Source organism: Gilvimarinus sp. DA14 (assembly GCF_024204685.1).
In the GTDB taxonomy this organism is placed as follows: domain Bacteria; phylum Pseudomonadota; class Gammaproteobacteria; order Pseudomonadales; family Cellvibrionaceae; genus Gilvimarinus.
Map to the genome: position 1 here is coordinate 1,529,477 of NZ_CP100350.1, position 22,693 is coordinate 1,552,169.

At 54.8% G+C, this 22,693-nt stretch carries 20 protein-coding genes; 12 read left to right on the forward strand and 8 right to left on the reverse strand.

From position 1 onward, the window contains the following. The first annotated feature begins 2 nt into the window (after window positions 1–2). Window positions 3–2,063 carry an FG-GAP repeat protein gene (locus NHM04_RS06785; protein ID WP_254266233.1) on the forward strand — a complete coding sequence of 687 codons (2,061 nt, stop codon included), beginning with the start codon at window positions 3–5 and terminating at the stop codon, window positions 2,061–2,063. A gap of 81 nt (window positions 2,064–2,144) precedes the next feature. Here the strand turns inward: NHM04_RS06785 and NHM04_RS06790 are convergent, their stop codons facing one another. Then, window positions 2,145–2,546, reverse strand: a complete 402-nt coding sequence (locus NHM04_RS06790; protein ID WP_254266234.1) for an SMI1/KNR4 family protein — start codon at window positions 2,544–2,546, stop codon at window positions 2,145–2,147. Between the two features lie 174 nt (window positions 2,547–2,720). Then, entirely contained in the window at window positions 2,721–3,263 is a 543-nt protein-coding gene (locus tag NHM04_RS06795) for a hypothetical protein (protein WP_254266235.1), read from the reverse strand. Window positions 3,264–3,270: 7 nt separating this feature from the next. On the opposite strand from NHM04_RS06795, the gene NHM04_RS06800 reads away from it, so the two are divergent. Continuing rightward, window positions 3,271–4,374 carry a CAP domain-containing protein gene (locus NHM04_RS06800; protein WP_254266236.1) on the forward strand — a complete coding sequence of 368 codons (1,104 nt, stop codon included), beginning with the start codon at window positions 3,271–3,273 and terminating at the stop codon, window positions 4,372–4,374. Between the two features lie 17 nt (window positions 4,375–4,391). Here the strand turns inward: NHM04_RS06800 and NHM04_RS06805 are convergent, their stop codons facing one another. From NHM04_RS06805 to NHM04_RS06820, 4 genes are read right to left on the reverse strand one after another with little or no spacing between them, the layout of a single operon-like run. Then, a complete protein-coding gene (locus NHM04_RS06805) occupies window positions 4,392–6,746 on the reverse strand; it encodes a DNA polymerase II (protein WP_254266237.1) in 2,355 nt (784 codons plus the stop codon). Continuing rightward, window positions 6,743–7,828 carry a DUF2333 family protein gene (locus NHM04_RS06810; protein ID WP_254266238.1) on the reverse strand — a complete coding sequence of 362 codons (1,086 nt, stop codon included), beginning with the start codon at window positions 7,826–7,828 and terminating at the stop codon, window positions 6,743–6,745. The genes NHM04_RS06805 and NHM04_RS06810 overlap by 4 nt, the downstream gene beginning before the upstream one ends. A gap of 15 nt (window positions 7,829–7,843) precedes the next feature. Further along, window positions 7,844–8,290 carry a copper chaperone PCu(A)C gene (locus NHM04_RS06815; protein WP_254266239.1) on the reverse strand — a complete coding sequence of 149 codons (447 nt, stop codon included), beginning with the start codon at window positions 8,288–8,290 and terminating at the stop codon, window positions 7,844–7,846. A gap of 56 nt (window positions 8,291–8,346) precedes the next feature. Beyond that, the gene (locus tag NHM04_RS06820) at window positions 8,347–9,015 is read right to left on the reverse strand and encodes a tetratricopeptide repeat protein (protein ID WP_254266240.1); all 669 of its coding nucleotides are present in this window, start codon (window positions 9,013–9,015) and stop codon (window positions 8,347–8,349) included. Between the two features lie 240 nt (window positions 9,016–9,255). Between NHM04_RS06820 and NHM04_RS06825 the strand changes: the two genes are divergently transcribed. From NHM04_RS06825 to purD, 10 genes are all read left to right on the forward strand, one after another. Further along, a complete protein-coding gene (locus tag NHM04_RS06825) occupies window positions 9,256–11,061 on the forward strand; it encodes a protein-disulfide reductase DsbD (protein ID WP_254266241.1) in 1,806 nt (601 codons plus the stop codon). A gap of 271 nt (window positions 11,062–11,332) precedes the next feature. Then, on the forward strand, window positions 11,333–11,776 hold the full coding sequence (aroQ, locus tag NHM04_RS06830) for a type II 3-dehydroquinate dehydratase (RefSeq protein WP_254266242.1): 444 nt from the start codon (window positions 11,333–11,335) through the stop codon (window positions 11,774–11,776). A 36-nt stretch (window positions 11,777–11,812) separates the two neighbouring features. Next, on the forward strand, window positions 11,813–12,280 hold the full coding sequence (accB, locus tag NHM04_RS06835; protein ID WP_254266243.1) for an acetyl-CoA carboxylase biotin carboxyl carrier protein: 468 nt from the start codon (window positions 11,813–11,815) through the stop codon (window positions 12,278–12,280). Between the two features lie 33 nt (window positions 12,281–12,313). Beyond that, window positions 12,314–13,657: an acetyl-CoA carboxylase biotin carboxylase subunit gene (gene accC / locus NHM04_RS06840; RefSeq protein ID WP_254266244.1), complete on the forward strand. Its 1,344-nt coding sequence runs from the start codon at window positions 12,314–12,316 to the stop codon at window positions 13,655–13,657. Between the two features lie 50 nt (window positions 13,658–13,707). Beyond that, window positions 13,708–14,589: a 50S ribosomal protein L11 methyltransferase gene (gene prmA / locus NHM04_RS06845; RefSeq protein ID WP_254266245.1), complete on the forward strand. Its 882-nt coding sequence runs from the start codon at window positions 13,708–13,710 to the stop codon at window positions 14,587–14,589. Window positions 14,590–14,674: 85 nt separating this feature from the next. Further along, window positions 14,675–15,976: a DUF3426 domain-containing protein gene (locus tag NHM04_RS06850; RefSeq protein WP_254266246.1), complete on the forward strand. Its 1,302-nt coding sequence runs from the start codon at window positions 14,675–14,677 to the stop codon at window positions 15,974–15,976. A gap of 159 nt (window positions 15,977–16,135) precedes the next feature. Continuing rightward, on the forward strand, window positions 16,136–17,131 hold the full coding sequence (gene dusB / locus NHM04_RS06855; RefSeq protein WP_305881963.1) for a tRNA dihydrouridine synthase DusB: 996 nt from the start codon (window positions 16,136–16,138) through the stop codon (window positions 17,129–17,131). Beyond that, window positions 17,128–17,424 carry a DNA-binding transcriptional regulator Fis gene (gene fis / locus NHM04_RS06860; protein WP_254266247.1) on the forward strand — a complete coding sequence of 99 codons (297 nt, stop codon included), beginning with the start codon at window positions 17,128–17,130 and terminating at the stop codon, window positions 17,422–17,424. The genes dusB and fis overlap by 4 nt, the downstream gene beginning before the upstream one ends. Before the next feature lie 98 nt (window positions 17,425–17,522). Next, on the forward strand, window positions 17,523–19,100 hold the full coding sequence (gene purH / locus NHM04_RS06865; protein ID WP_254266248.1) for a bifunctional phosphoribosylaminoimidazolecarboxamide formyltransferase/IMP cyclohydrolase: 1,578 nt from the start codon (window positions 17,523–17,525) through the stop codon (window positions 19,098–19,100). Window positions 19,101–19,174: 74 nt separating this feature from the next. Next, on the forward strand, window positions 19,175–20,467 hold the full coding sequence (gene purD / locus NHM04_RS06870) for a phosphoribosylamine--glycine ligase (RefSeq protein WP_254266249.1): 1,293 nt from the start codon (window positions 19,175–19,177) through the stop codon (window positions 20,465–20,467). Between the two features lie 61 nt (window positions 20,468–20,528). Here the strand turns inward: purD and NHM04_RS06875 are convergent, their stop codons facing one another. Together NHM04_RS06875 and NHM04_RS06880 are read right to left on the reverse strand one after the other, a co-directional pair. Continuing rightward, the gene (locus NHM04_RS06875) at window positions 20,529–22,133 is read right to left on the reverse strand and encodes a mechanosensitive ion channel family protein (RefSeq protein WP_254266250.1); all 1,605 of its coding nucleotides are present in this window, start codon (window positions 22,131–22,133) and stop codon (window positions 20,529–20,531) included. Beyond that, window positions 22,121–22,675, reverse strand: a complete 555-nt coding sequence (locus NHM04_RS06880) for a thioredoxin family protein (protein WP_254266251.1) — start codon at window positions 22,673–22,675, stop codon at window positions 22,121–22,123. Before NHM04_RS06880 ends, NHM04_RS06875 begins: the two co-directional genes overlap by 13 nt. Window positions 22,676–22,693: the final 18 nt, after the last annotated feature.

Consider the following 22,693-nt stretch of genomic DNA (forward strand, 5'->3'; position numbering starts at 1 on the left):
GCATGAGACAATCGCTGTATCCCTTTATCAAGACGCTTGGCTTTGTGCCCTGTCTGTTCGCCGCTCTAGCGCTAACGGCCTGCGGCAGCGACGATGATGACTCATCGGCGAGCTCCAGCAGTCAGTCCAGTGTTTCCAGCAGTGCGGGTACTTCAAGCACCTCAAGCTCCAGTTCCAGCGTCGCAGCTAGCTGGCCCGACATCAATATAGAAGGGGCCGCGCCCAAAACCCTGCGAATTTACTGGGACGCGGTAGAAAATGCCGCCTTTTATCGTGTCTATAAAGACCCGGACGGCGCCAGTGGCTTTACCCAGGTGGGCGAGGATATTACTGCGCCGGAGATTTACGACACAGTGAGCGTCCACCAGACCAACTGGGCTGAGGCCCGCTATATGGTAGAAGCCTGCGTCAGCGAGGGAGATTGCAGCAACTCCAATGAAGCGGTAGCGCTCAATGCGATGCTGGACACAATCGGCTATTTGAAAGCCTCCAACACCGAAGAGCAAGACTGGTTCGGCTGGAGCCTGGACATGTCGAGCGACGGTACAACCCTCGCCGTTGGCGCCACTCAGGAGGACTCAGTCGCCACAGGTATTGACGGCGATCAGGCCGACAACTCCAACTTCGCTACCGGCGCCGTCTATGTTTTTGTCATGGGCGATAACGGCTGGACTCAGCAGGCCTATATCAAAGCGTCAAATACCGAAAACCTGCGCACCCTTGAAGACGAAGATGGCGAGACGGTGGAATACTATATATCCAATGACCGCTTCGGCTACGATGTCAGTTTATCCGACGATGGTAATACCCTGGCGGTAAGCGCTCTGCGCGAAGACAGCAACGCCCGCGGCATTAATGGCAATCAGGACAACAACTCGGCCAGCGATGCCGGGGCTGTGTATATCTTCGAGCGCAGCGACGACAGCTGGGCACAAACGGCCTATGTCAAAGCCTCAAACACTCCGTCTTCCGAGAGCAGCTCTTCCAGCGAGAGTTCGTCCTCGTCTTCTAGCAGTAGCAGCAGTAGTGACGACGGTACCACCACAACTGGCGACCGTTTCGGCTACTCAATAGATTTATCGGGAGATGGCTCCACCCTGGCCGTGGGCGCCCCTGGTGAAGATAGTGCCGCAGAAGAAATCGATGGCGATGAGCAAAGTAACGATGCGACCAACTCCGGCGCCGCTTATGTGTTTGTTAAAAGTGAGACAGGCTGGCTTCAGCAGGCCTACATCAAATCCGACGTTGTAAACATTGGCGGAGGTTTGGGCACCGCAGTAGCGTTATCAGGCGATGGCAACCGTCTCGCAACCGGTGTTCCCGGAGAAGACTACGCCGGTACCGGAGTCAACGAAGAGCGCCCGACTGACAGCGCCGCGGCAAACTCTGGCGCCGTATTTGTATTCACGCGCGATGCAGATCAGTGGTCTCAACAAGCTTACATCAAGCCAAGCTACACATTCCTGTCACAGAGTTTTGGCAGTGCGCTTAGCTTTAATAACGCAGGCACTATGCTGGCGGTGGGAGCCTTTGGCGAAGGCAGCCTGGCGACAGGCATCAACGGTGATCCGTCAGATTACGCAGAAAACCGCGATGAGGAAGACCGTCCGGATACAGCCTATCGTTCGGGGGCGGCCTATCTCTTTGAGCTATCAAACGGGCAGTGGGCACAGACGACCTATATCAAAGCTTCCAACCCAGAAGCATATGACCGCTTCGGCCACTCGGTAAGCCTGTCCGCTGACAGCTCTACCTTAGCGGTCGGCGCGTATTTCGAAGACAGCAACGCTGTTGGCGTCAACGGTGATCAAGACAATAACGCCAACACCAATAGCGGCGCCGTCTATATTTTCAAACAAGGCGCAGACGGTTGGGCTCAGAGCAGCTACGTAAAAGCGCTGCAAAGCGATAACCAGGATCGCTTCGGTCAAGCCCTGGCGGTCACCGCCGACGGCAGTACGCTCGCCGTTTCTGCTTACCGCGAAGCTGGCGAAGGCACAGGTACCAATGGCGACAGCACTGATAACTCAGCGCCTGCGGCAGGGGCAGTACTGCTCTACTAGCGGTTTATTGAGACACGTCATACAAAGAAAGGCCGGTTGCAACAACCGGCCTTTCTTTTGGCAGAAGCTAAATAATAAGCTTCAACTTTCCAACCACACCTCTTGCGCCCAGTGCCATACGCTCTGCCAGCGCTCATCGGTTAAATCACCATCGCGCCAAAAAACCACTTCACCTTCCGGCTCGACGCTGTAATAGTGACCGTTGACTTCACACAAAGGGACAAGGTGACGCGGCAGCCCATTGGCCCAGGCTACCGAGGCGACCTCGGGCAGATAGGTATGACTGTAGGGGTCTGCGGCAGTCACAGGCTCCAGCGAACCATAGACCACGTCGCTAACGCTCAGTAAAAAGTGACGCATCTCGCGGGGCAGAGGCAGCAACAGCTCCTCCTCCACCTCAACCAGGGTGTCGTCATCGGGAAGCTCCAGGGGGACGGGCACCTCTATATTGTGCTCGCGAAGCTCATCAATCACATCTTCCATCGAATATTCCGCCGTTTTTCTGGGCCGCCTAGACTAACCCGCACCCAAACCGCGGGCAAGCATCCGTTATACCGTTAACGCTTAACCCGCGAAGAATTGCCTGAGGAGTAAATCACACAATTGCGTATTGGCATTTGCACGGCTAAGACCAGGGGGTAAGGTAGCCGTTTTGCTTTACAGATGCCACGTCATGCTCAAGTATCCGATTTTCCTGCTCAGCCTAGCTACCCTCACTGCCTGTGGGGGCTCAGGCGGAACCGACTCACCTACCCCGCCGCCTGGCAACAGCTCGGTCAGCTCAAGCGTCGAGTCCAGCGCGAGCTCCGAGTCATCAAGCTCATCCAGCGTGAGCTCGTCCTCGGAATCGAGTCCGGTGAGCAGCGCTTCATCCAGTGAGGCGTCAAGCAGCAGCCTCACCAGCAGCAGCTTGCCGAGCTCTTCTTCCTCATCCGCAGACACAAGCAGCTCGAGCAGCGTGCCGCCTGTTGTGAATCCTCCGTCAAGCTCCAGCTCCAGCTCCAGCTCCAGCTCCAGCTCCAGCTCCAGCTCCAGCTCCAGCTCCAGCTCCAGCTCCAGCTCCAGCTCCAGCTCCAGCTCCAGCTCCAGCTCCAGCTCCAGCTCCAGCTCCAGCTCCAGCTCCTCAGTATCGTCCTCGTCCAGTGAATCGAGTGCAAGTGAATCGTCGAGTATTTCCAGCTCAAGCAGCAGTTCGTCCATTGCGCTGGTGCCAGTAACGGGCCTGGAAACCTCCGCCGCAAGCAACCGAGTCAGTGTAGTATGGGACCCGGTGCCAGGCGCCACCGGCTACAATCTGTACTGGGCAAGCGAGCCCTATATCAACAGCACCAATATCCACGCCTTTAACAATGGCGATTGGCAAGAAGATGTCAGCGCACCCTGGCAAGTCAATGGCCTTAGTAATGATCAGACCTACTACTTTGTGGTTACGGCCACCACTGACACTCAGGAGAGCGAAGACAGTGCCGAGGTATCGGCCACGCCGCGCAGTCAACTGGCACAAAGTAACCCGTCAGCCCAAGAGGTGCTGATGCTGGAACTGATCAATCGCGCCCGTTTTGATCCAGAGGCCGAAGCCGCCCGCTTCGGCATCGACCTAAACCAAGGTTTGAACCCTGGGACCATTAGCAGTGCGCAAAAGCCACCCCTCGCTCACAATCGTCAACTGCTGCAGGCGTCACGCGATCACAGCCAGTGGATGCTAAATTCAGACATCTTTTCACATACGGGGGAAAACGGCAGTGACCCAGGTGACCGCATGGCCGCGGCGGGTTACGCATTTAATCCGCCCTACAGTTACGGCGAAAACATCGCCGTCGCGGGCACCTCTGGTTCATCATTGAATAAAACCACCTACATTTACTCCCATCACCAAGGTCTGTTTGAATCCGCAGGGCACAGGCGCAACTTGCTTAGCACAAACTTCAAAGAAGTGGGCGTGGGGCAAAATATAGGCACCTATTATTTCAGCGGCAATTATGGCGACTGGTTTTTGTCATCGATGTTGACGCAGAGTTTTGCTGCCAGCGGCTCATCTTACTTTGTGAGCGGGGTGGTTTATAACGACAGTAATGGCAATAATTTTTACGATGTCGGTGAGGGGCTTGGCGGCGCCAACGTGAGTATTGGCAACGCTAACACGACCACCTCAGCCAGCGGCCTTTATACATTGGCGCGCAGCAACGGCAGCTACAGCATCAGCATTACCACAGGTGGCATTGAAGTGAACGACACGGTTGTCGTCAACGGTGCCAACCGAAAGTTTGATGTGATAGTCAATGCCGGAGAGGCCACGGTCAACAGTTGGTAAGCGGCCCGGACAGATAATCAAAAAAGCGAAATTTGCTGGTCGGTAATCGCGGCCAGCGAATCGCCTAAAAAGTACAGAATACCGTCGGCCACCGGCGCTAACTGCTTTTCGCGGTAGTGCTCGTAATCGATTGGGCTACGTCTCGCAGCGGCGGGCTCAGCGCCGTTAATCGTTATCACATAACTCACCCAATCGCCACGGCGCAAGACCCCCTCGCCCCAATCGCGCTGTTTGCGCGCGGCTTGCACATGTGGGGGAATATTTTTCTCATAGTCATCCAACCGGCGGCGCAAGCGCTTGCGATAGATCAGCTTGTCATCCGCACGGCCTTGCATTAACTGATTCACACCCGCAAGCACATAGTCGCGGTAATCCAAGTCTAAAAATACGCGGCGGTATAACTCGGTTTGAAATTCGCGCGCCAGCAAGGTCCAATCGGTACGCACCGACTCCAAGCCTTTAAACACGAGTGTTTCACTATCGCCTTTAGTGGCCAGACCGGCGTAACGCTTTTTACTGCCTTCGTCCGAACCGCGCACCGTGGGCATTAAAAACTTTCGGTAGTGAGTTTCAAACTCTATTTCCAAAGCGCAATCAATCTTCAACTCACGAGATAACTTTTCACGCCACCACAAGTTTAACCCCTGGGCTAACTCCACACCGATTTCACGCGCGCGCTCATTGCTAAGATTTTCACTCTCATTACTGAGCCACACAAATACCGAATCGGTATCACCGTAAATAACCTTCTGCCCCTGCTGCTCGATCCAACGCTTACTGGATTGAATAATTTCGTGACCACGTAAAGTGATAGAGCTGGCTATTCGCGGGTCAAAGAAACGACATCCGGGGGAGCCCAGAACGCCGTAAAACGAATTCATAATAATCTTTATGGCATAAGACAAAGGTACATTCGCTTGCGCTTTTGCCTGCTCCCTCGCTTGCCATAGATTCTCGATCATATCCGGCAAGATAGCGCTATCGCGATCAAACTCCGCGCCATTAAAGCCCGGCACACATTGCGCAGTGGCAACCAAACCGAGTCTGGCCTTCCAAAAGGCACAGGGATCGATACAGAAAGTTCGAATAATACTGGGGTACAGACTTTTAAAATCCAACACCAAAACGTGATGATAAATCCCCGGATCCGAATCCATTACATACCCACCGGGGCTGATGATATCGGTCTTCAGCTCGCCAAGATTGGGGGCAATAAACCCGGCGCGATGCAAACGCGGTAAATAGCCGTATTCAAAAGCCGCCACTGAACCGCCAATGCGATCCAGCAAAAGCCCTGTCAACTGACTGCGTTCAACGGCAAACGCGAGCAAACGCTCGCGCTCAAAAATATTCCACACCAACTCGCAGTCTTTCAGGTTATAGCGCGCAAGCTGCGGCTTGTTACTGGAGAACAAGCGAGTAATATCCTCGCCACGCCCAGCGCCATGTAACAGCTTACCCTCTCCTAAGAGCTCGCTGGCAACCTGGTCGAGGGCAAAACTTTCAAACTGATAGTTGGCCGCCTTTAGCAACTCGATGCCATCGAGCATAACCCGCCCAGGAACGCTGACAAAGCGACGCCCGCCTTCACCTTTTTCTTCTCGCCAGTGCGGCGTTCGCCCGCCGCGCCCGAGCGTAAGCTTTACCTGTAAGCGATCCGCCAACTGCTGTAGCACCCACAGATCAAACTGCACCAGATTCCAACCGATCAACGCATCCGGGTTCTCGCTCTCAAGCCACTGCAAAAATTTCAGCAAACAATCCTTTTCGCTGGGACAAAACACCAGCCGTGTGCCCTCGTCCAACTGCCTCTCAACATCTAATTCAGAGACCATATACACAACTCGCGTGCTAGCCGAAAACACCCCGATGGAATACAAACGCTGAGCGTCCATAGTGGTTTCGATATCCACTGAGGCAAGTTTCAAAGATGGGCGGTAATTACTGGGCTTGAGTGCTGGATCAAGCCAGCTATCGGCTGACTGTTTGGGCGATTCTAAGTCGGCTGCAGCGGTAATAAAGCGCTCCATCAAAAAACGCTCTGCCGGACGGATATCGGCTTCCCAGCAGGCGATAGCATGGGAGGTCAGACGCTTTTCCGCCTCCCGTGCCAGAGCAACTCGCGAAAAGTACAGCGCCGCCACGGTTTTACCGTCACGAGTGCTTAGCTCTAGCAAACGACTGCGCCAGCCGCGCATCGGCGCCAACAATTGCTGAGCGTCTTTGAGCTTACTCGCCAGAATAAAAAAAACCGCCTCTTGGGCGGTGTGCCTGGTATGGATAGGGCCGTTATCCGTAGCCCACCAATATTCCAACTCCAAGCCGCGGCGGCTGTCGCGCCAACCGCGAGTTAGTAAGAACGCCTCTGTCATCCTTGCGCGAGTAGCTCCCGCAAATCAATAATGGCGGCATTTGCCCGGGAAATATAGGAAGCCATTACCAGAGAATGATTCGCCAACACCCCAAAGCCACTGCCATTTAAAATCATAGGGCTATAAACTCGATGCTGGGTCGCCTCCAGCTCACGAATAATTTGCTGCAAGCTGACACGAGCATTTTTCTTTTGCAAAACATCGGCGAAATCCTGCTCCACCGCACGTAGAAAATGAATCAACGCCCACGCTGAGCCGCGCGCCTCGAAATAAATATCATCGATTTCCATCCAGGGCGTTTTAACGAATTCATCGCCCGGCGCTGGGGTAGCCTGGGCCGCGCCGGCCTCACCGGCCAAATCAATATTCAAACGCTGCTGACCTACACTGGCGCTGAGTCGCTGAGACAAATTGCCCAAACGGGTTTCTACGGTAGCAAGCCAGTAGCGTAAGTTATCAGCACGGGCATAAAACTGAGCATTCTTCTGGGCCGGATCGATCAAACGCTCTAAGTATGCGTGTAAGTGCTTGGTACCCTCGCGATACTGTTTTTCTGTGGGAGGAAACAGCCAGCTGTCGTTGTTAAAATTAAAGCGCGATTCAGCCAGTGCTAGATCCTTATCTTCTAAAGATTGAGACTGGGAGCGGCTAAACGCTTCGCGCATGGCCTTACTCATATCCCGCACCTGAATAATCACGCCATATTCCCAGTTGGGCATATTGTCCAACCACACACTGGGAGGCGTTACATCATTACTGAGATAACCCCCGCGTTTATCCAGCAAGGTTTCGGCCACCGAAATTAAACTGACTGTGGTCGCCGCGCCAATGACCGGCGCGCGCGACTTTTGCGCCAGCACGCTTTCGGTACGCGCCTGCACATTGAAAGTATCCGGCGTGTAGCTCCAGTACATCCCCAGCACTAGCAGTAAGAGCATCACGCCAAGCACCGGCAAAACTAACCAGGTCGGCTTTTTCCGCTCGCGGCGTTGTGTATCTGAGGCAATGGATTCCGACTCCAGTTCGCTGACGGAATCGCCCTTACCGGTTAGCTTGTGCCACTGGCGTTTTACTTTATCCATTACCTTTGCTCCTTATCAGTGATGATGTTGATGATCCGGCTCATCAAACAAACTGGTGACACGCAGGGAAACCACAACAGGGTCAACGTTTGCAAAGTTCAAAGTCAATTCTGCCGTTTCACCACTGCGCAACGATTTATTTACGTCTTTTAGCATCACATGCCAGCCACCTGAAACAAAGGTAAAGCTCTCCCCCGGGGCGAGCTTTAACTCAGATTCATGGCGCATTTTCATCACCCCGTTTTCACTGCTATGGGAGTGGAGTTCTGCAGAGGCCGAACAAGTACACGTTGCAGATTGCAGCACAGCTTCACTGCCGCCGTTATTTATAATGGTAAAATAAGCCGCAGACGTGCTCTGACCCGGCACAGGCAAACGCATACTGGCGTCGCGGACCGTTATTTCCTGTGCTGCTGCATTAGCCATATTGAAACCACACACAATGACCAACAGCTTGAGCAAAATGGCGGTACCGTGAAAACCCAGTCGTTGTTTTATCACTGTTGTTACTCTCTTGCTTAAAGTGGGGGAAGAAACTCGATTCGCGCCGGACTGCCTATTTGTATATCACCGCGCAGCAAATAACCGGCTACGGCTTCACGCATGGTCTGGTAAATCCAGCGCCCCTGCGCATCGGTACCCGCGACAATCAACACCATGCTGTCATCGGTCTTTGCCCTTAGAGCAAGCTCAGCCAGCTTGGCTTTAATAGCGTCGGAGCGCTGCGCCAGAGCCGCACGGTCGAGCGCGACACTGTCATTAGATATGGGCCGAGCGGCGGGCTTTTCGATGGCATCTCGCTGCTGAGCAACCAGCGACTGCACAGCCGTATCCTGGGGTAAAACCCGGGCGGCACGATCCAGGTAAGTCTCGGCCTCACTAAAGCGGCTGCGCTGAGCGGCGCTGCGTGCCATGTCCAAATACCTCAATACAATCGACTGCAAGCCGAGCGTAGCGGCCTTATTGTCAGGGTCTAACAACAGTACTGAGCTGTAGCGATCATAAGCATTGTCGTAGGCAGGACTTAGCAAACGATCGCGAGCCAGAGCGCGATCGGCACCATATAGTAACTCAGCGATTTGCTGCGCGCGCCGCTGCTCGGGGGTAAGTTCGGGCTCGCGCGGCTGCACCTGCACGACTTCGGATTTGCTTGGTTCGACTTGCGGCCCGGCGCAAGCGACAAGCATAATCGCACCTAGAAATAGGCAGCAGCGATAGAGCAAGGTATTTAACACCACTTATTGATAACCTCGTTTGGACGCAGTAACTAAGCTGTGGTTGCAGAACGCCAGTGTAGCCCGAGGGGCCAAGCCTCGGCAACGCGCACGCCCCTAAAGGTCTAACAACATCAAGGGAACCAAGCGAACGAGAACAGATCTTACGCTGACAATTTACTTAGGCTTCGAATCCATCGCAGGCAAGTTTTCATGACATACAAACTTTACCGTTCTCTCTTCCCAGCTATTGGCATTTACTTGTTGTTGCTGGCTGCGGCCAGCTCGAGCCTAGCGGATACCAAATCTTTATTTGCTCCAGACAGCAAGGGAGAGGCATCGCCAGTTGCGCAGCAAACGCTGGGAGCAGACAGCGACGGTAGCGAGCCCGAATTTTTACCGGTCACCGAAGCCTATTTATTATCCAGCTGGATAAAAGACAATCAACTGATCATTCACTGGGACATCGAGCCCGGTTATTACCTATACCGAGAAAAGATTAATCTTCAAACTTCAGCCGCCGAAGCACTGAACCCCAGCTTTTCTGCCAGCGAAGAAAAGTTCGACGAATACTTTGAAAAATTCATGCAGGTCTACTACACCGGTGCGACTCTTACCCTGCCGCTGAGCGAACAAACACAGCCCTTTAAGCTAAAGGTGCAATCTCAAGGCTGCGCCGACGCCGGACTGTGCTACCCGCCGCACGATGATTACCTTCAAATCGACCCCACCAATGGCAGCACCGAAGTCATAGACGCCGCGCAATTTCAGACGCCAGCCAAAACCGCAGAGCCAACGAATTCTCTGCCGCTGGTTATTGTGTTCGCCCTGCTTGGCGGCATTGTACTCAACCTCATGCCCTGTGTTTTCCCTGTGCTTTCCATAAAGGTGCTAAGCCTCGCCAGCGCGCACCGCGAGCGCCTAAAACTGCACGGCTGGGCCTACACCGGCGGCATCGTACTAAGTTTTGCCGCTTTCGCCAGTGCGCTAATGCTAGCCCGAGCCGGCGGCGAGGCCATCGGCTGGGGCTTTCAGCTGCAATCGCCCATGCTGATCGCGGCGCTGGTGTATCTGTTCCTGGCAATGGGCTTGGCCCTTTCGGGGCTGCTGAATATAGGCGCGGGCTCTATGGGAATTGGCCAGGGCTTGGCACAGAAATCGGGACTGTCCGGATCGTTTTTTACCGGTATTCTCGCCGCTGTGGTCGCCAGCCCCTGTACAGCGCCTTTTATGGGTGTTGCTTTGGGCTACGCCCTAACCCAGCCTATGCTGGTGTCGCTAATTATTTTTTGTGCCCTGGGTTTTGGCATGGCGCTGCCCCTGCTGGCGCTGTGTTATTTTCCGCGCCTGGTGCACCACCTGCCACAACCTGGCCCTTGGATGGATACCTTAAAACAGGCGCTGGCTTTCCCGCTTTACCTCACCGCCCTGTGGCTGCTGTGGGTACTGGGTCGCCAAGCCGGGACTGATGCGATAGTCATCTTGCTCGCGGGAGTGTTCTGTTTTGCCATGGCGCTCTGGCTCAAAAGTCACAGCCCTCGCAGCGCCGTTGGCAAGTGGAGCCTCGGCATCCTGACCGCCAGCGCACTCATTATCGCCCTCAGTCTGCCTTTTTTATGGCTGCAGCGGGACACCGAGCAGCAAGATCGCTGGCAGCCCTACAGCGCCGAACGTCTACAAGCCTTGCGCGCCGACGGGCGCGGTGTCTTTGTCAACCTGACCGCCGACTGGTGCCTCACTTGCTTGGCCAACGAGCGTATCACTCTCGATACCGAGGCCGTAGCCGCTGCCTTTGATCACTACAACATCGCCACCCTGAAAGGCGACTGGACTAACCACGATGCCACCATCACCAAACTTCTGGAGCAGTATCAGCGCAGCGGCGTGCCACTGTACTTGTGGTACCCACCAGGAAGCTCAGGTAACGCTGAAATTCTGCCGCAATTGCTGCGGCGCGAACATTTGCTGTCCGCTTTTGCACAAAGTTACCCCGATAACCCACTAATTAGCGAACGATAGCCGCTAAGTTTGGATTTTTCTCAAACTTTTACCTAATATGTCTAAAACCTGAGGTTAAAACCCGCGAAATTACCTGAAACCGCACTGCAAACGAAAACAGCACGACAATTAAAAATCGCAAAAGCCGCTAAACGTACGTAAACGTGCTGCTATTTTTCGGGATTTATGGAAAAAATGCGCCGCAGCGTGGACAGAGACGGCAATTTGCGGCAAACTCCCGATCCTGTGGCAACCGCCGATGACAGCAACCCGACGGGATAAGGATTCGAGTATGGCGAGCATTTTGGTTTTGCACGGCCCCAACCTGAATTTGCTGGGCACTCGTGAGCCGGGCGTCTATGGCGCCACCACGCTCGAAGATATCAATCGCCAGCTCGGCGAACTATGCCGTGCCCAGGGCCATCACTTGCTGGCCCTGCAGAGCAACGCCGAGTACGAACTGATCGACCGAATCCACGAGGCTCGCACGGAAGGAGTGGACTTTATCATCTTCAACCCCGCCGCCTTTACCCACACCAGCGTGGCGCTGCGCGACGCACTGCTGGCCGTCGATATTCCGTTTATCGAAGTGCACTTGAGCAACGTTTATAAACGTGAGGCGTTTCGCCACAAATCCTATTTTTCAGATATTGCCGAGGGCGTAATTTGCGGCCTTGGCGCCGAGGGCTATCAATTGGCCCTGCAAGCGGCATTCAGCCGTACGGCTAAACCCTAAACTAACATTCGTCACCCGTATTGAGAGAGGGCACCCATGGACATTCGTAAAATTAAAAAGCTGATCGAACTGTTGGAAGAGTCGGATATCGGCGAGCTGGAAATCAAAGAGGGCGAAGAGTCTGTTCGCATCAGCCGCAACTCAGGCAATGTTGGGATAAGCCCACAGCCTTATTACGCCCAACCACCGGCGGCCCCCGCACCTGCCCCGCAGCCGGCAGCCCCGGCGGCAGAGGCAGCCCCGGCGGCAGCCGAAGCGCCAGCTCACAGCGGCCACGCCGTGGTCTCGCCTATGGTAGGGACCTTCTACCGCTCTCCCAACCCGGGCGCCGCGCCGTTTATCGAGGTAGGCAAACAAGTTAAAGCCGGCGACGTTATCTGCATCGTTGAAGCAATGAAAATGATGAATCAGATCGAAGCCGACAAATCTGGCACCATTGAGGCCATATTGGTTGAAGACGGCGAACCGGTAGAGTTCGATCAGCCCTTGGTAACCATCGTTTAAGCACCCTGTGCCGATTTATCGAGGAGTTGGTTTATGTTTGAAAAAATTCTGATCGCCAACCGCGGTGAGATTGCCCTGCGGGTGCTGCGCGCCTGTAAAGAGATGGGCATCAAAACCGTGGCAGTGCATTCCAAAATCGATCGCGACCTAAAACACGTGCGCCTCGCAGACGAATCCGTTTGCATTGGCCCCAATCCATCGCCACAAAGCTATCTGAATATTCCGGCAATCATTAGCGCCATGGAAGTCACGGACTCTGTGGCCGTGCACCCAGGCTATGGCTTTTTGGCCGAGAATGCCGACTTTGCCGAGCAAGTGCAAAAAAGCGGATTTACCTTTATTGGCCCAGATCCAGATGTGATCCGCATGATGGGTGATAAGGTGTCGGCCATTGTAGCGATGAAAAAAGCAGGTGTTCCCACCGTGCCCGGCTCGGACGGCCCACTGCCGACCCACGACGCCGACAAGTGCCATGAAATTGCCCGCCGTATCGGCTACCCGATTATCATTAAAGCGGCCGCTGGCGGCGGTGGGCGCGGCATGCGCGTGGTGCACACCGAGGGCTCGCTAATGAGCTCGATCAGCATCACCCAAAACGAAGCCAAAAGTGCCTTTGGCGACGACACGGTGTACATGGAGAAATTCCTGCAGAATCCACGTCACGTGGAGATTCAAATTCTCTCCGACGGCCAGGGCAACGCCATCCACCTGGGCGATCGCGACTGCTCTTTGCAGCGCCGCCACCAAAAGGTGTTGGAAGAAGCCCCTGCCCCCGGCATTCCTGATGACGTGCGCGCAGCTACGGCCCAGTCCTGTGTGCAAGCCTGTATCGATATAGGCTACAAAGGCGCCGGCACCTTCGAATTTCTCTACGAAGACGGACGCTTTTATTTCATCGAGATGAACACTCGTGTACAGGTAGAACATCCGGTGACTGAAATGGTTACTGGAGTCGACATCATCAAAGAGCAGATTCGCGTCTGTTCAGGACAAAAGCTGTCCATCAAGCAAGAAGATGTCGTCATTCGCGGCCATGCCTTCGAGTGCCGGATTAACGCCGAAGACCCCAAAACCTTTATGCCCTGCCCTGGCACCATTAAGAACTACCATGCGCCAGGCGGTCTGGGAGTTCGGGTAGATTCACACCTGTACAGCGGCTATTCAGTACCGCCCAACTACGACTCCATGATCGCCAAGATCATCACCCACGCGGACACACGCATTGAAGCACTGGATCGCATGAAAAATGCGCTGGAGGAAACCATCATCGATGGCATTCGCACCAATATTCCGCTGCAACAACGCCTGGTTCGCGACGCGCCTTTCCGCGAAGGCGGGGTGAACATTCACTATCTGGAGAAAAAGCTCGAGGGCTAGCCCTCTGCCGCGCTGCCCCTGTGGCAGCGCCTTGCTTGCAGCCGACGACTATGCCCTGGTTACAATTAAAACTGATCACCACCCGCAAACAAACCGAAACCCTGGAAGACGCCTTGTTAAGCGCCGGCGCCTGTTCAGTCACCCTAGAGGATAATGCCGACCAGCCCATTTTAGAGCCCGGTCTCGGCGAGACACCTCTATGGGATCAAGTCAAACTAACAGGTCTGTTCGATGCCGAGATAGACACGGCAATTACCACCTCAATCATTACTCGCGCGCTCGGCACTGAGCTGCCAGAACACCACTGGGAACAGCTCGAAGACAAAGACTGGGAGCGCGAGTGGATGAGTAACTACCATCCCATTTGCTGCGGGGATCGACTTTGGATTTGTCCCAGCTGGTGCGAGCCGCCCGAACCAGAGAAGATCAATATTTTACTCGACCCAGGCCTCGCATTTGGCACCGGCACCCACCCCACTACTTTCTTATGCATGGAGTGGCTTAACGATCAGGTGCTGGACGGCTTAGACGTTATCGATTATGGCTGTGGCTCGGGTATTCTCGGCATTGCCGCGCTCAAGCTGGGTGCGAAACGTGCGCTGGGTGTGGATATCGACCCCCAGGCATTGATAGCAACCAAAGACAATGCTGCGCGCAACCATCTGGCGACAGATGCTATGCCCGTCTACCTGCCGAAACAGGCACCCGAGTCAGAGGCCGATCTAGTACTGGCGAATATACTGGCCGGGCCACTGGCAGAGCTGGCACCCAAGCTGACCGCCCTAACCCGTCCAAACGGCCTGCTGTGCCTGTCCGGTATTTTGGCCACCCAGGCCGAGGCCGTAATGGACGCCTACCGGGAGCAGTTCGATTTTGACCCGATTGCACAAAAAGACGAGTGGGTTCGGATAACAGGACGCAAAGTTCGGTAAAATGGCGCCAATTTACCGCAATTCGGTTTGCCGTTACACTCAGTGAACTTTACGCCACGCGCATTTGGAAAGGACTGGCTGATCCATGGCTACAATGGTTACCCGCTGCCCACAGTGCAAAACCTCTTTTCGGATTACTCCGACTCAGATACAAAAAGCAAAGGGCGCGGTGCGCTGCGGTTCTTGCCTGCACATTTTTAACGCCGAACAACACCTAATTGAAGGTGCCATTGCCAAGCCCAAAAAACCAGCCAAACCTGCCCCTGCCTCATCCGAGCAGAAGCCACCGCCGGAGCAAACCAGTCTTGCTATAGAGGAGCCGCAGCCGCTAGCCCCTCCCCCTGTAGAAAGCCCCGGCAAACTCGAATTTGATCAAGAGCAAATTGATCGCGAAAGCGAACTGGATGATGACTTTCTGATCAGCGATGACATGGACAAAGGTCCAGACAGTGATGAAGACGCTCTCTATATTGGCTCCAGACAGGAAAGCCGCTCGCTGTTCGAACGCAACCTGAGCAAAGAAGAGCGGGAATTTGTCGATGACAGTGACGAGTCCTGGGCCGAAAGTTTGCTGCAAGAAGACAGCAGCGACCCGGTAGACATTGCGCCAAAAGGTAACGAACCGCAACCTACATACGACACTTACCCCACCAGTCTGGATGACGACGACTTTATAATTGACGACTCTGAACCCTTACCCGAGCCCGATGAAGAGCTGGACGAAACAGAGACGCAAGAACCCGCCGCGCAGAGTAAAGTAACCGCCCCCGAGCCGCGTTTTCATCTTAACGATAGTGACGAAGATGACGAGTCGCTCTATGGCGAAAAGCTGCGCGCCTACGACAGCGAGCGCAACGCGCTACTGATGGGCATAGACCCAGTGCCGGTGGAAATGACCGGCATCTCTGCCAGCCGCTGGCGCTCGCGCCTGATTTGGGGCAGCCTGAGCTTACTCGCGGTTATTGCCCTAGTAGCCCAGATAGCCTGGCTGCAATTCGACCGCCTGAGCCGCTCACCTACCTATCGCCCCTACTACGAACTGGTTTGCGATACGCTGGGCTGCACTCTACCCGATCGCGCCGATAAATCCCGCATCAAAACCTACAATTTAGTCGTGCGCAATCACCCTGAAACTGCCAGCGCACTGCTGGTGGATGCCATGATTCTCAACAACGCCCCCTTCGCCCAGGCCTACCCAAACTTGCTATTGGTTTTCACCAACGCCAACAGCAAGCCCGTGGCCAGCCGCGAATTCACCCCGGCCGAGTATCTGCGCGGCGAACTTGCTGGCAGCAGCCAAATGCCGCCTAAACAGCCGATTCAGCTCTCGCTGGAGCTGGCCGACCCAGGCCCGGAGGCGGTCAACTACCGCATGGATATTCGCTAAAAGTCAAGGCCAAAATCGGCTAAAAAAAACACAATCTGTGTGATTTCTGCGTTCCCAATCCGGTTGCAAAAAGGTATCATAGCCAGCCTTTTTCGGCGGCACCTTTGCCTGGCAAATGGCCGGCGAGCAATCCAAGTGGCAGATAGCGTCGGTAGGTAGTTGACAGTGTTTCAGATTGGCCCCTATCACATCGACTCAAGGGTGATACTCGCCCCCATGGCCGGTGTAACCGATCGTCCATTTCGTCAGTTGTGTCGCTCGCAGGGTGCGGGATTAGTCGTTTCCGAAATGGTTACCTCTGATAGTTCGCTGTGGCACAGCCGCAAAAGCCGTCAAAGACTGGATCACCGCGGTGAAGCGGGCCCAATAGCCGTGCAAATTGCCGGTGGCGACCCGCAGATGATGGCCGATGCCGCCCGACTCAACGTCGACAACGGCGCCCAAATCATCGATATCAATATGGGTTGCCCAGCCAAAAAAGTCTGCAAAAAAGCAGCGGGATCAGCCCTGTTAAAGGATGAACAACTGGTGGCGGATATTTTGCGTGCGGTAGTAGCCGCCGTAACAGTGCCCGTCACCCTTAAGATACGCACCGGCTGGTGTCCTGAGACACGCAACGCGATTGCTATTGCCCGCCTTGCCGAAGACTCAGGTATTGCCGCTTTAGCGATTCATGGCCGCACCCGCGCCTGCCGATTTGGCGGCAGCGCCGAGTACGACACTATCGCTGAGGTGGCAAGCCAGATAGGAATTCCGGTGTTTTGTAATGGCGATATCGACAGCCCTGAAAAGGCGCGCCAGGTACTCGACCATACGGGCGCTCAGGCCGTCATGATTGGACGGGCGGCCCAGGGGCGCCCCTGGATTTTCCGGCAGATTGATCATTACCTGCGCACAGGTGACCATTTGCCGGAGCCTCCCCTGAGTGAAATCAGGGACATACTATGTGCCCATCTGGAGGAGCTGGCCGAATTTTACGGCCCCGTTATGGGCCCGCGCATAGCGCGCAAGCACCTGGGGTGGTATTTAAAAACCATGCCCGATAGCGAGCCGTTTCGCGCCAGTTTTAACCAGCTGGAAAAGACCGAAGATCAACATGCCAGCGTTCGCAAATACTTCGAACCGCTGATAGAAAGAGAGGAAAAAGCGGCATGAATTCAGCAGAAACTTTTATTACCGATGCTCCCATTGCGCCCCAGCAAAACGTGGCCGAACCTCAGGGCCAGTCTCTGCGAGGCAGTGTAGAGCAAGCTATGGAAAACTACTTCCAGCACCTGGATGGCCAGTCGGTAAGCAACGTCTACGAAATGGTATTGGCCGAGGTGGAGGCTCCGCTGCTTGAAGTGGTACTCAAATACACCCGCCATAACCAAACTCGCGCCGCACAAGTATTGGGCTTAAACCGCGGTACCCTGCGCAAAAAGCTGAAGCAATACGGCTTGCTGTAACAGCGCTTTAGGCGTCAAACGCCTGGGCTCCGGGGTGGTTATTACCACCCTTTTTATTTTTACCCCCTGTCAACATGCTAATGGAAAACCGAAACCATATGAGCAATGTCACCGACCTGGCACCGGTAAAACGCGCACTGATCAGCGTGTCGGACAAAACCGGAATTGTCGAATTTGCCACCGCGCTGCACCAAGCTGGTGTTGAAATCCTCTCTACTGGCGGCACTTATCGCCTGCTTAAAGACAACCAGATACCCGCCGTTGAAGTGTCCGACTATACTGGCTTCCCCGAAATGATGGACGGCCGGGTCAAGACCCTGCACCCGAAGGTACACGGCGGTATTCTCGCCCGTCGCGGCCAGGACGATGCGGTCATGAGCGAGCATGACATCGGCGCTATCGACATGGTGGTGGTTAACCTTTATCCCTTTGAAAACACCGTCGCGAAGCCAGATTGCTCTTTAGAAGACGCGATTGAAAACATCGACATCGGCGGCCCAACCATGGTGCGCGCTGCGGCTAAAAACCACGCCTGGGTGAACATTGTGGTTAACGCCAGCGACTATGACAAAGTGCTCGGTGAAATCAAAACGAACAACGGTTGCACCACCTACAAAACCCGCTTTGACTTAGCCATTAAAGCCTACGAGCACACCGCCGCCTACGACGGCGCTATTGCCAACTACTTCGGCCGCTTAGTTGAAGGTGGCAGCGAAGATTTTCCGCGCACTTTCAACAGCCAGTTTCATCAGGTGCAAACCTTGCGCTACGGTGAAAACTCCCATCAAAAAAGCGCTTTCTTTGTCGAAAAAAAACCAGCACCTGGCACCATCTCTACCGCCGAGCAGCTGCAGGGCAAAGAGCTGTCCTACAACAATATCGCCGATACCGACGCAGCGTTGGAAACGGTCAAGCTGTTTGACGCTCCCACCTGCGTTATCGTTAAGCACGCCAACCCCTGCGGTGTGGCGACTGCTGATAGTCTGCTGAACGCCTATGAACGCGCCTTTGCCACCGACCCAGAATCGGCCTTTGGCGGCATTATCGCGTTCAACCGCACTCTGGACGCCGCCACCGCCAAAGCGATTGTGGACAAGCAGTTTGTCGAAGTAATTATCGCCCCGGCGATTGACCCCGCCGCCGTAGAAGCGGTAAGTGCGAAGAAAAACGTGCGTTTGCTAGCTTGCGGCGAATGGGGTCAAGCGCCCGCTGACTACGACTACAAACGCGTCGCCGGCGGCCTACTGGTACAAGACCGTGACAATGGCACGGTTAGCGAAAGCGATTTGAAAGTGGTCACTAAACAAGTGCCCACCGAGGCGCAAATGCGCGACCTGCTGTTCACCTGGAAAGTCGCCAAAATGGTTAAATCCAACGCGATTGTCTACGGTAAAGATGGTGCCACCGTGGGTGTGGGTGCAGGCCAAATGAGCCGCGTTAACTCCGCGCGCATCGCCGGCATTAAAGCCGAACACGCGGGCCTTGAAGTACCCGGCTCAGTGATGGCCTCCGACGCTTTCTTTCCCTTCCGCGACGGTATCGACAATGCCGCGGCCGCTGGTATCGCCGCTGTGATTCAGCCGGGCGGCTCCATGCGCGACGAAGAAGTTATCGCCGCGGCGGATGAAGCAGGTATCGCCATGGTGTTTACCGGGATGCGTCATTTTAGGCACTAAGTCGAATGCTCGTCGGACGTCAGACGTCCGACGAGCCAAAAAACACTCAACATCCACAGAACCAAGCCCTCTTTATGAATATCCTAATCATCGGCGGCGGTGGCCGCGAACACGCGTTGGCCTGGAAGGCGGCGCAAAGCAAAAAAGTCGATACCGTCTTTCTGGCCCCGGGCAATGCCGGCACTGCGCTGGACGACAAGCTTAAAAACGTCGATATCGGCGTGAGTGATTTTGCCCAACTGGTAGAGTTTGCCAAAGCCGAGCAAGTCGAGCTGACCATTGTCGGCCCAGAAGTGCCCCTGGTGGAAGGCGTGGTGGATTACTTTGCTGAACACGGCCTGGCGTGCTTTGGCCCCAGCAAAGGCGCGGCGCAACTGGAAGGCTCTAAATCCTTTACCAAAGATTTCTTAGCGCGCCACAAAATCCCTACCGCTGAATACCAGAATTTTACCGACGTTGAACCCGCATTGGCCTACTTGCGCGAGAAAGGCGCGCCCATTGTGGTGAAAGCAGACGGCCTGGCTGCCGGCAAAGGCGTTATCGTTGCCGAAACCCTTGAACAAGCCGAAGAAGCCGTGCGCGATATGCTATCCGGCAACGCTTTTGGCGATGCCGGCTGTCGCGTGGTGATTGAAGAGTTTCTGACAGGCGAAGAGGCCAGCTTTATCGTTATGGTGGACGGCGAAAATATTCTGCCCATGGCCACCAGCCAGGATCACAAACGCGCCGGTGATGGTGATACCGGCCTGAACACCGGGGGCATGGGAGCTTATTCCCCCGCCCCGGTCGTGACCGCCGATGTGCACCAGCGCATTATGGACGAAGTCATCAAGCCCACCGTGGAGGGCATGGCCGCCGAAGGCAACCGCTATACCGGCTTCCTTTATGCAGGCCTGATGATCGACAGCGAGGGCACTCCCAAAGTCATTGAGTACAACTGCCGCTTTGGCGACCCCGAAACCCAGCCAATTATGTTGCGGTTAAAGTCTGATCTGGTCGAGCTGTGCCTGGCCGCAACCCGTGGCGAGCTGAATAAAGTCACCGTCGAATGGGACCCTCGCGCCTCAGTGGGCGTGGTACTGGCTGCCGGCGGTTACCCCGGCAGTTATAACAAGGGCGATGTGATTAGCGGCTTGCCAGAAACTGAAACCGACGGCGAAAAAGTATTCCACGCCGGCACGGCGGAAAAAGACGGCCAAGTGGTAACCAACGGTGGTCGCGTACTCTGCGCCACAGCCCTGGGCGATACCGTCAGCGAAGCGCAGCAGCGTGCCTATCAGCTGGCCGACAAAATCCAGTGGCAGGATGTGTATCTGCGCCGCGACATTGCCTATCGGGCCATTGCCCGCGAGCAAGAAACTCGCTAATAAGCAGCCATAAAAAAACCCGCAGCAATGCGGTTTTTTTATGGCGTATGCTCTACCACCGTTACTTTTCAAACTCTGGGTTCCAGTGCGACAGAGATATTTGCAAAGTTTCCAGCACTTGCAACATGCGTAGATTTAAGCTCTCAGCCACCGGCAAAAACTCACTGAAGTCAGCGGTATTTATATAGGCATTGGCCTGCAGTAAAAAACCTTGACGCTGCACGGCTTCAAATCGCACTCTGCGTGACGTTTCGAGCACCCGCGGATGCTCCTCAAGCACCTTATTCATTTCAACCAATGCAGCCTGCAATTTCTCACTGCCTACCTCGAGCGACACATAAAAGCTCTGCCGATACAAACGCTGATCAATGGCCGAAAAGTTCTCTAACACCTGCGCGGAAAACAATGAATTGGGTACATTGACCAGGGTACGGTCCAGCTTACGCAGCACCGTTGAGCGCAAACCAATTTCCTCTACCGTGCCGACTACATTGCCAAAGCAGCAGAAGTCTCCGGGCTTTATGGGTCGGGCGATAAACAGGGTAAAAGCACCGAATACATTCTCTAGAGTTTTTTGCGCCGCCAGCGCCACCGCCAGCGAGCCGATACCCAAACCGGTCAGCACTGTCGCCATGTTATAGCCGGCACTCTCTAACCAGAGCAACACCGCCAGAACGATGATAATAACCTTCAGCGTGGTGACCAGTGGGGTGACGAAACCTGGCGCATAGGTTTCATCCCGGGCGATCGCGCGGCCCACATAAATTGCTCGTAAAAACTCTACCACCCCCAGCGCCAAAAAAAGCGCCGCCAGATAAGCGAGAAAACCAGTATCGAAAATAACCCGCGCTTTTAGTGGCAGGCCCAACTGAAACACACTCCAGTTTAAAAACAGAAAGAATAAGAATCGGCGCAAAGGCTTGCGAATAAGCCTTTGCATGGTATCGCCGTAAATAGAAAAACGATCGACCAGTTTGAGTAAAATCCACTTGATAATACCAGTGCCGATCCAGGCACACACCACCAGTAAAACCAGAGCGACCACCTGCCAATTGTGCATGTGGAAGAGCTTAAAGTCTGGCAGCCAGCGCTCGAGTATTTCTAACTGCGGTGGATAGCCGTAGTGGCTCCACAGCTCGGGAATCTGTGCAATGCTGGCATTGGAGAGCTTCCATACCTGGCGACCCTGGTCATCCGGCACACGTTGCAAAAAGATATCGTAGCGCTCTGAACCATAGCTCAAACTACCCAATAGCTCGCGATAAGGGGGCAGGCCGTCGTCCAGCTTGCCGCTCTCCTCGTCACTAATGCCGGTCAGGTCCAGTATCTGGTATTGCTCCCACACCAAAGTGAGCTTGCGCATCAGCTCTTCGGGCGGTATGTCTTTAATCTCGTCGGGCAAATAACGAAAGTCGGCGTACTCTGCCATAGTGCGCCACTGCTCGTTACGCCCCGCTTCGCGCAATAACAAAACCGCCCCCAAAGGCGTTGCCAGTGGGCGCGCTCGCTGTAAATGAGCAGCTTCCTCTTCTGCGACAGTATTGGTGTCGACGATATCTTTGAGGGTTACTTCCTGGCCGTGCACTGCGGCTGCCAGTAGCCAGAGCCCTAGCAGCAGCGCTATGCAGGTGCCGTTAAAGCGACGCAGAATAACTACCCCTTCCACTTAATATTGCACCCCAGGCTCGGGCGCTGAGCCGGACTGACCTCGCCGCCCTCAGCCAGGGCTTTGGCAGCAGCGATTAAATCCGCCCCGTCTACCGGCTCGTCATTACCGGGACGCGCGCCGTCCATCTGGCCGCGATAAACCAATTTCCCGGTACCATCGAACAGATAAAAATCGGGGGTGCAGGCGGCGTCGAAAGCGCGCGCCACGTCTTGCGACTCATCGTACAGGTAGGGAAAGGGGAAATCGTGCTGGGCGGCAAAAGCAACCATTTTATCCGGTGCGTCGTCCGGGTACTGTGCAGCATCGTTGGAACTTATGGCCACAGATCCGATACCCAGTTTACTGAGTTCGCGGGCCATGGGAGAGAGAAAATCGGCTATATGTAAGACAAACGGACAGTGGTTGCAGATAAACATCACCAGCAGTCCGTTGTCTTTTAGATTGTCGCGAATATTGTAAATGTCGCCGGCGCCATCGGGCAGTTTCACCTGCGGTAAATCTGTGCCTAAAGGCAGCATATTTGACGGGGTGCGAGCCATAATTCCTCCATTATTAAG

Coding starts and splice junctions, on each gene's coding strand:
- NHM04_RS06785 (WP_254266233.1), top strand. CDS start 3: ATGAGACAATCGCTGTATCCCTTTATCAAGACGCTTGGCTTTGTGCCC.
- NHM04_RS06790 (WP_254266234.1), bottom strand. CDS start 2,546: ATGGAAGATGTGATTGATGAGCTTCGCGAGCACAATATAGAGGTGCCC.
- NHM04_RS06795 (WP_254266235.1), bottom strand. CDS start 3,263: ATGGACGAACTGCTGCTTGAGCTGGAAATACTCGACGATTCACTTGCA.
- NHM04_RS06805 (WP_254266237.1), bottom strand. CDS start 6,746: ATGACAGAGGCGTTCTTACTAACTCGCGGTTGGCGCGACAGCCGCCGC.
- NHM04_RS06810 (WP_254266238.1), bottom strand. CDS start 7,828: ATGGATAAAGTAAAACGCCAGTGGCACAAGCTAACCGGTAAGGGCGAT.
- NHM04_RS06820 (WP_254266240.1), bottom strand. CDS start 9,015: ATGCTTGTCGCTTGCGCCGGGCCGCAAGTCGAACCAAGCAAATCCGAA.
- NHM04_RS06825 (WP_254266241.1), top strand. CDS start 9,256: ATGACATACAAACTTTACCGTTCTCTCTTCCCAGCTATTGGCATTTAC.
- aroQ (WP_254266242.1), top strand. CDS start 11,333: ATGGCGAGCATTTTGGTTTTGCACGGCCCCAACCTGAATTTGCTGGGC.
- accB (WP_254266243.1), top strand. CDS start 11,813: ATGGACATTCGTAAAATTAAAAAGCTGATCGAACTGTTGGAAGAGTCG.
- accC (WP_254266244.1), top strand. CDS start 12,314: ATGTTTGAAAAAATTCTGATCGCCAACCGCGGTGAGATTGCCCTGCGG.
- prmA (WP_254266245.1), top strand. CDS start 13,708: ATGCCCTGGTTACAATTAAAACTGATCACCACCCGCAAACAAACCGAA.
- NHM04_RS06850 (WP_254266246.1), top strand. CDS start 14,675: ATGGCTACAATGGTTACCCGCTGCCCACAGTGCAAAACCTCTTTTCGG.
- fis (WP_254266247.1), top strand. CDS start 17,128: ATGAATTCAGCAGAAACTTTTATTACCGATGCTCCCATTGCGCCCCAG.
- purH (WP_254266248.1), top strand. CDS start 17,523: ATGAGCAATGTCACCGACCTGGCACCGGTAAAACGCGCACTGATCAGC.
- purD (WP_254266249.1), top strand. CDS start 19,175: ATGAATATCCTAATCATCGGCGGCGGTGGCCGCGAACACGCGTTGGCC.
- NHM04_RS06880 (WP_254266251.1), bottom strand. CDS start 22,675: ATGGCTCGCACCCCGTCAAATATGCTGCCTTTAGGCACAGATTTACCG.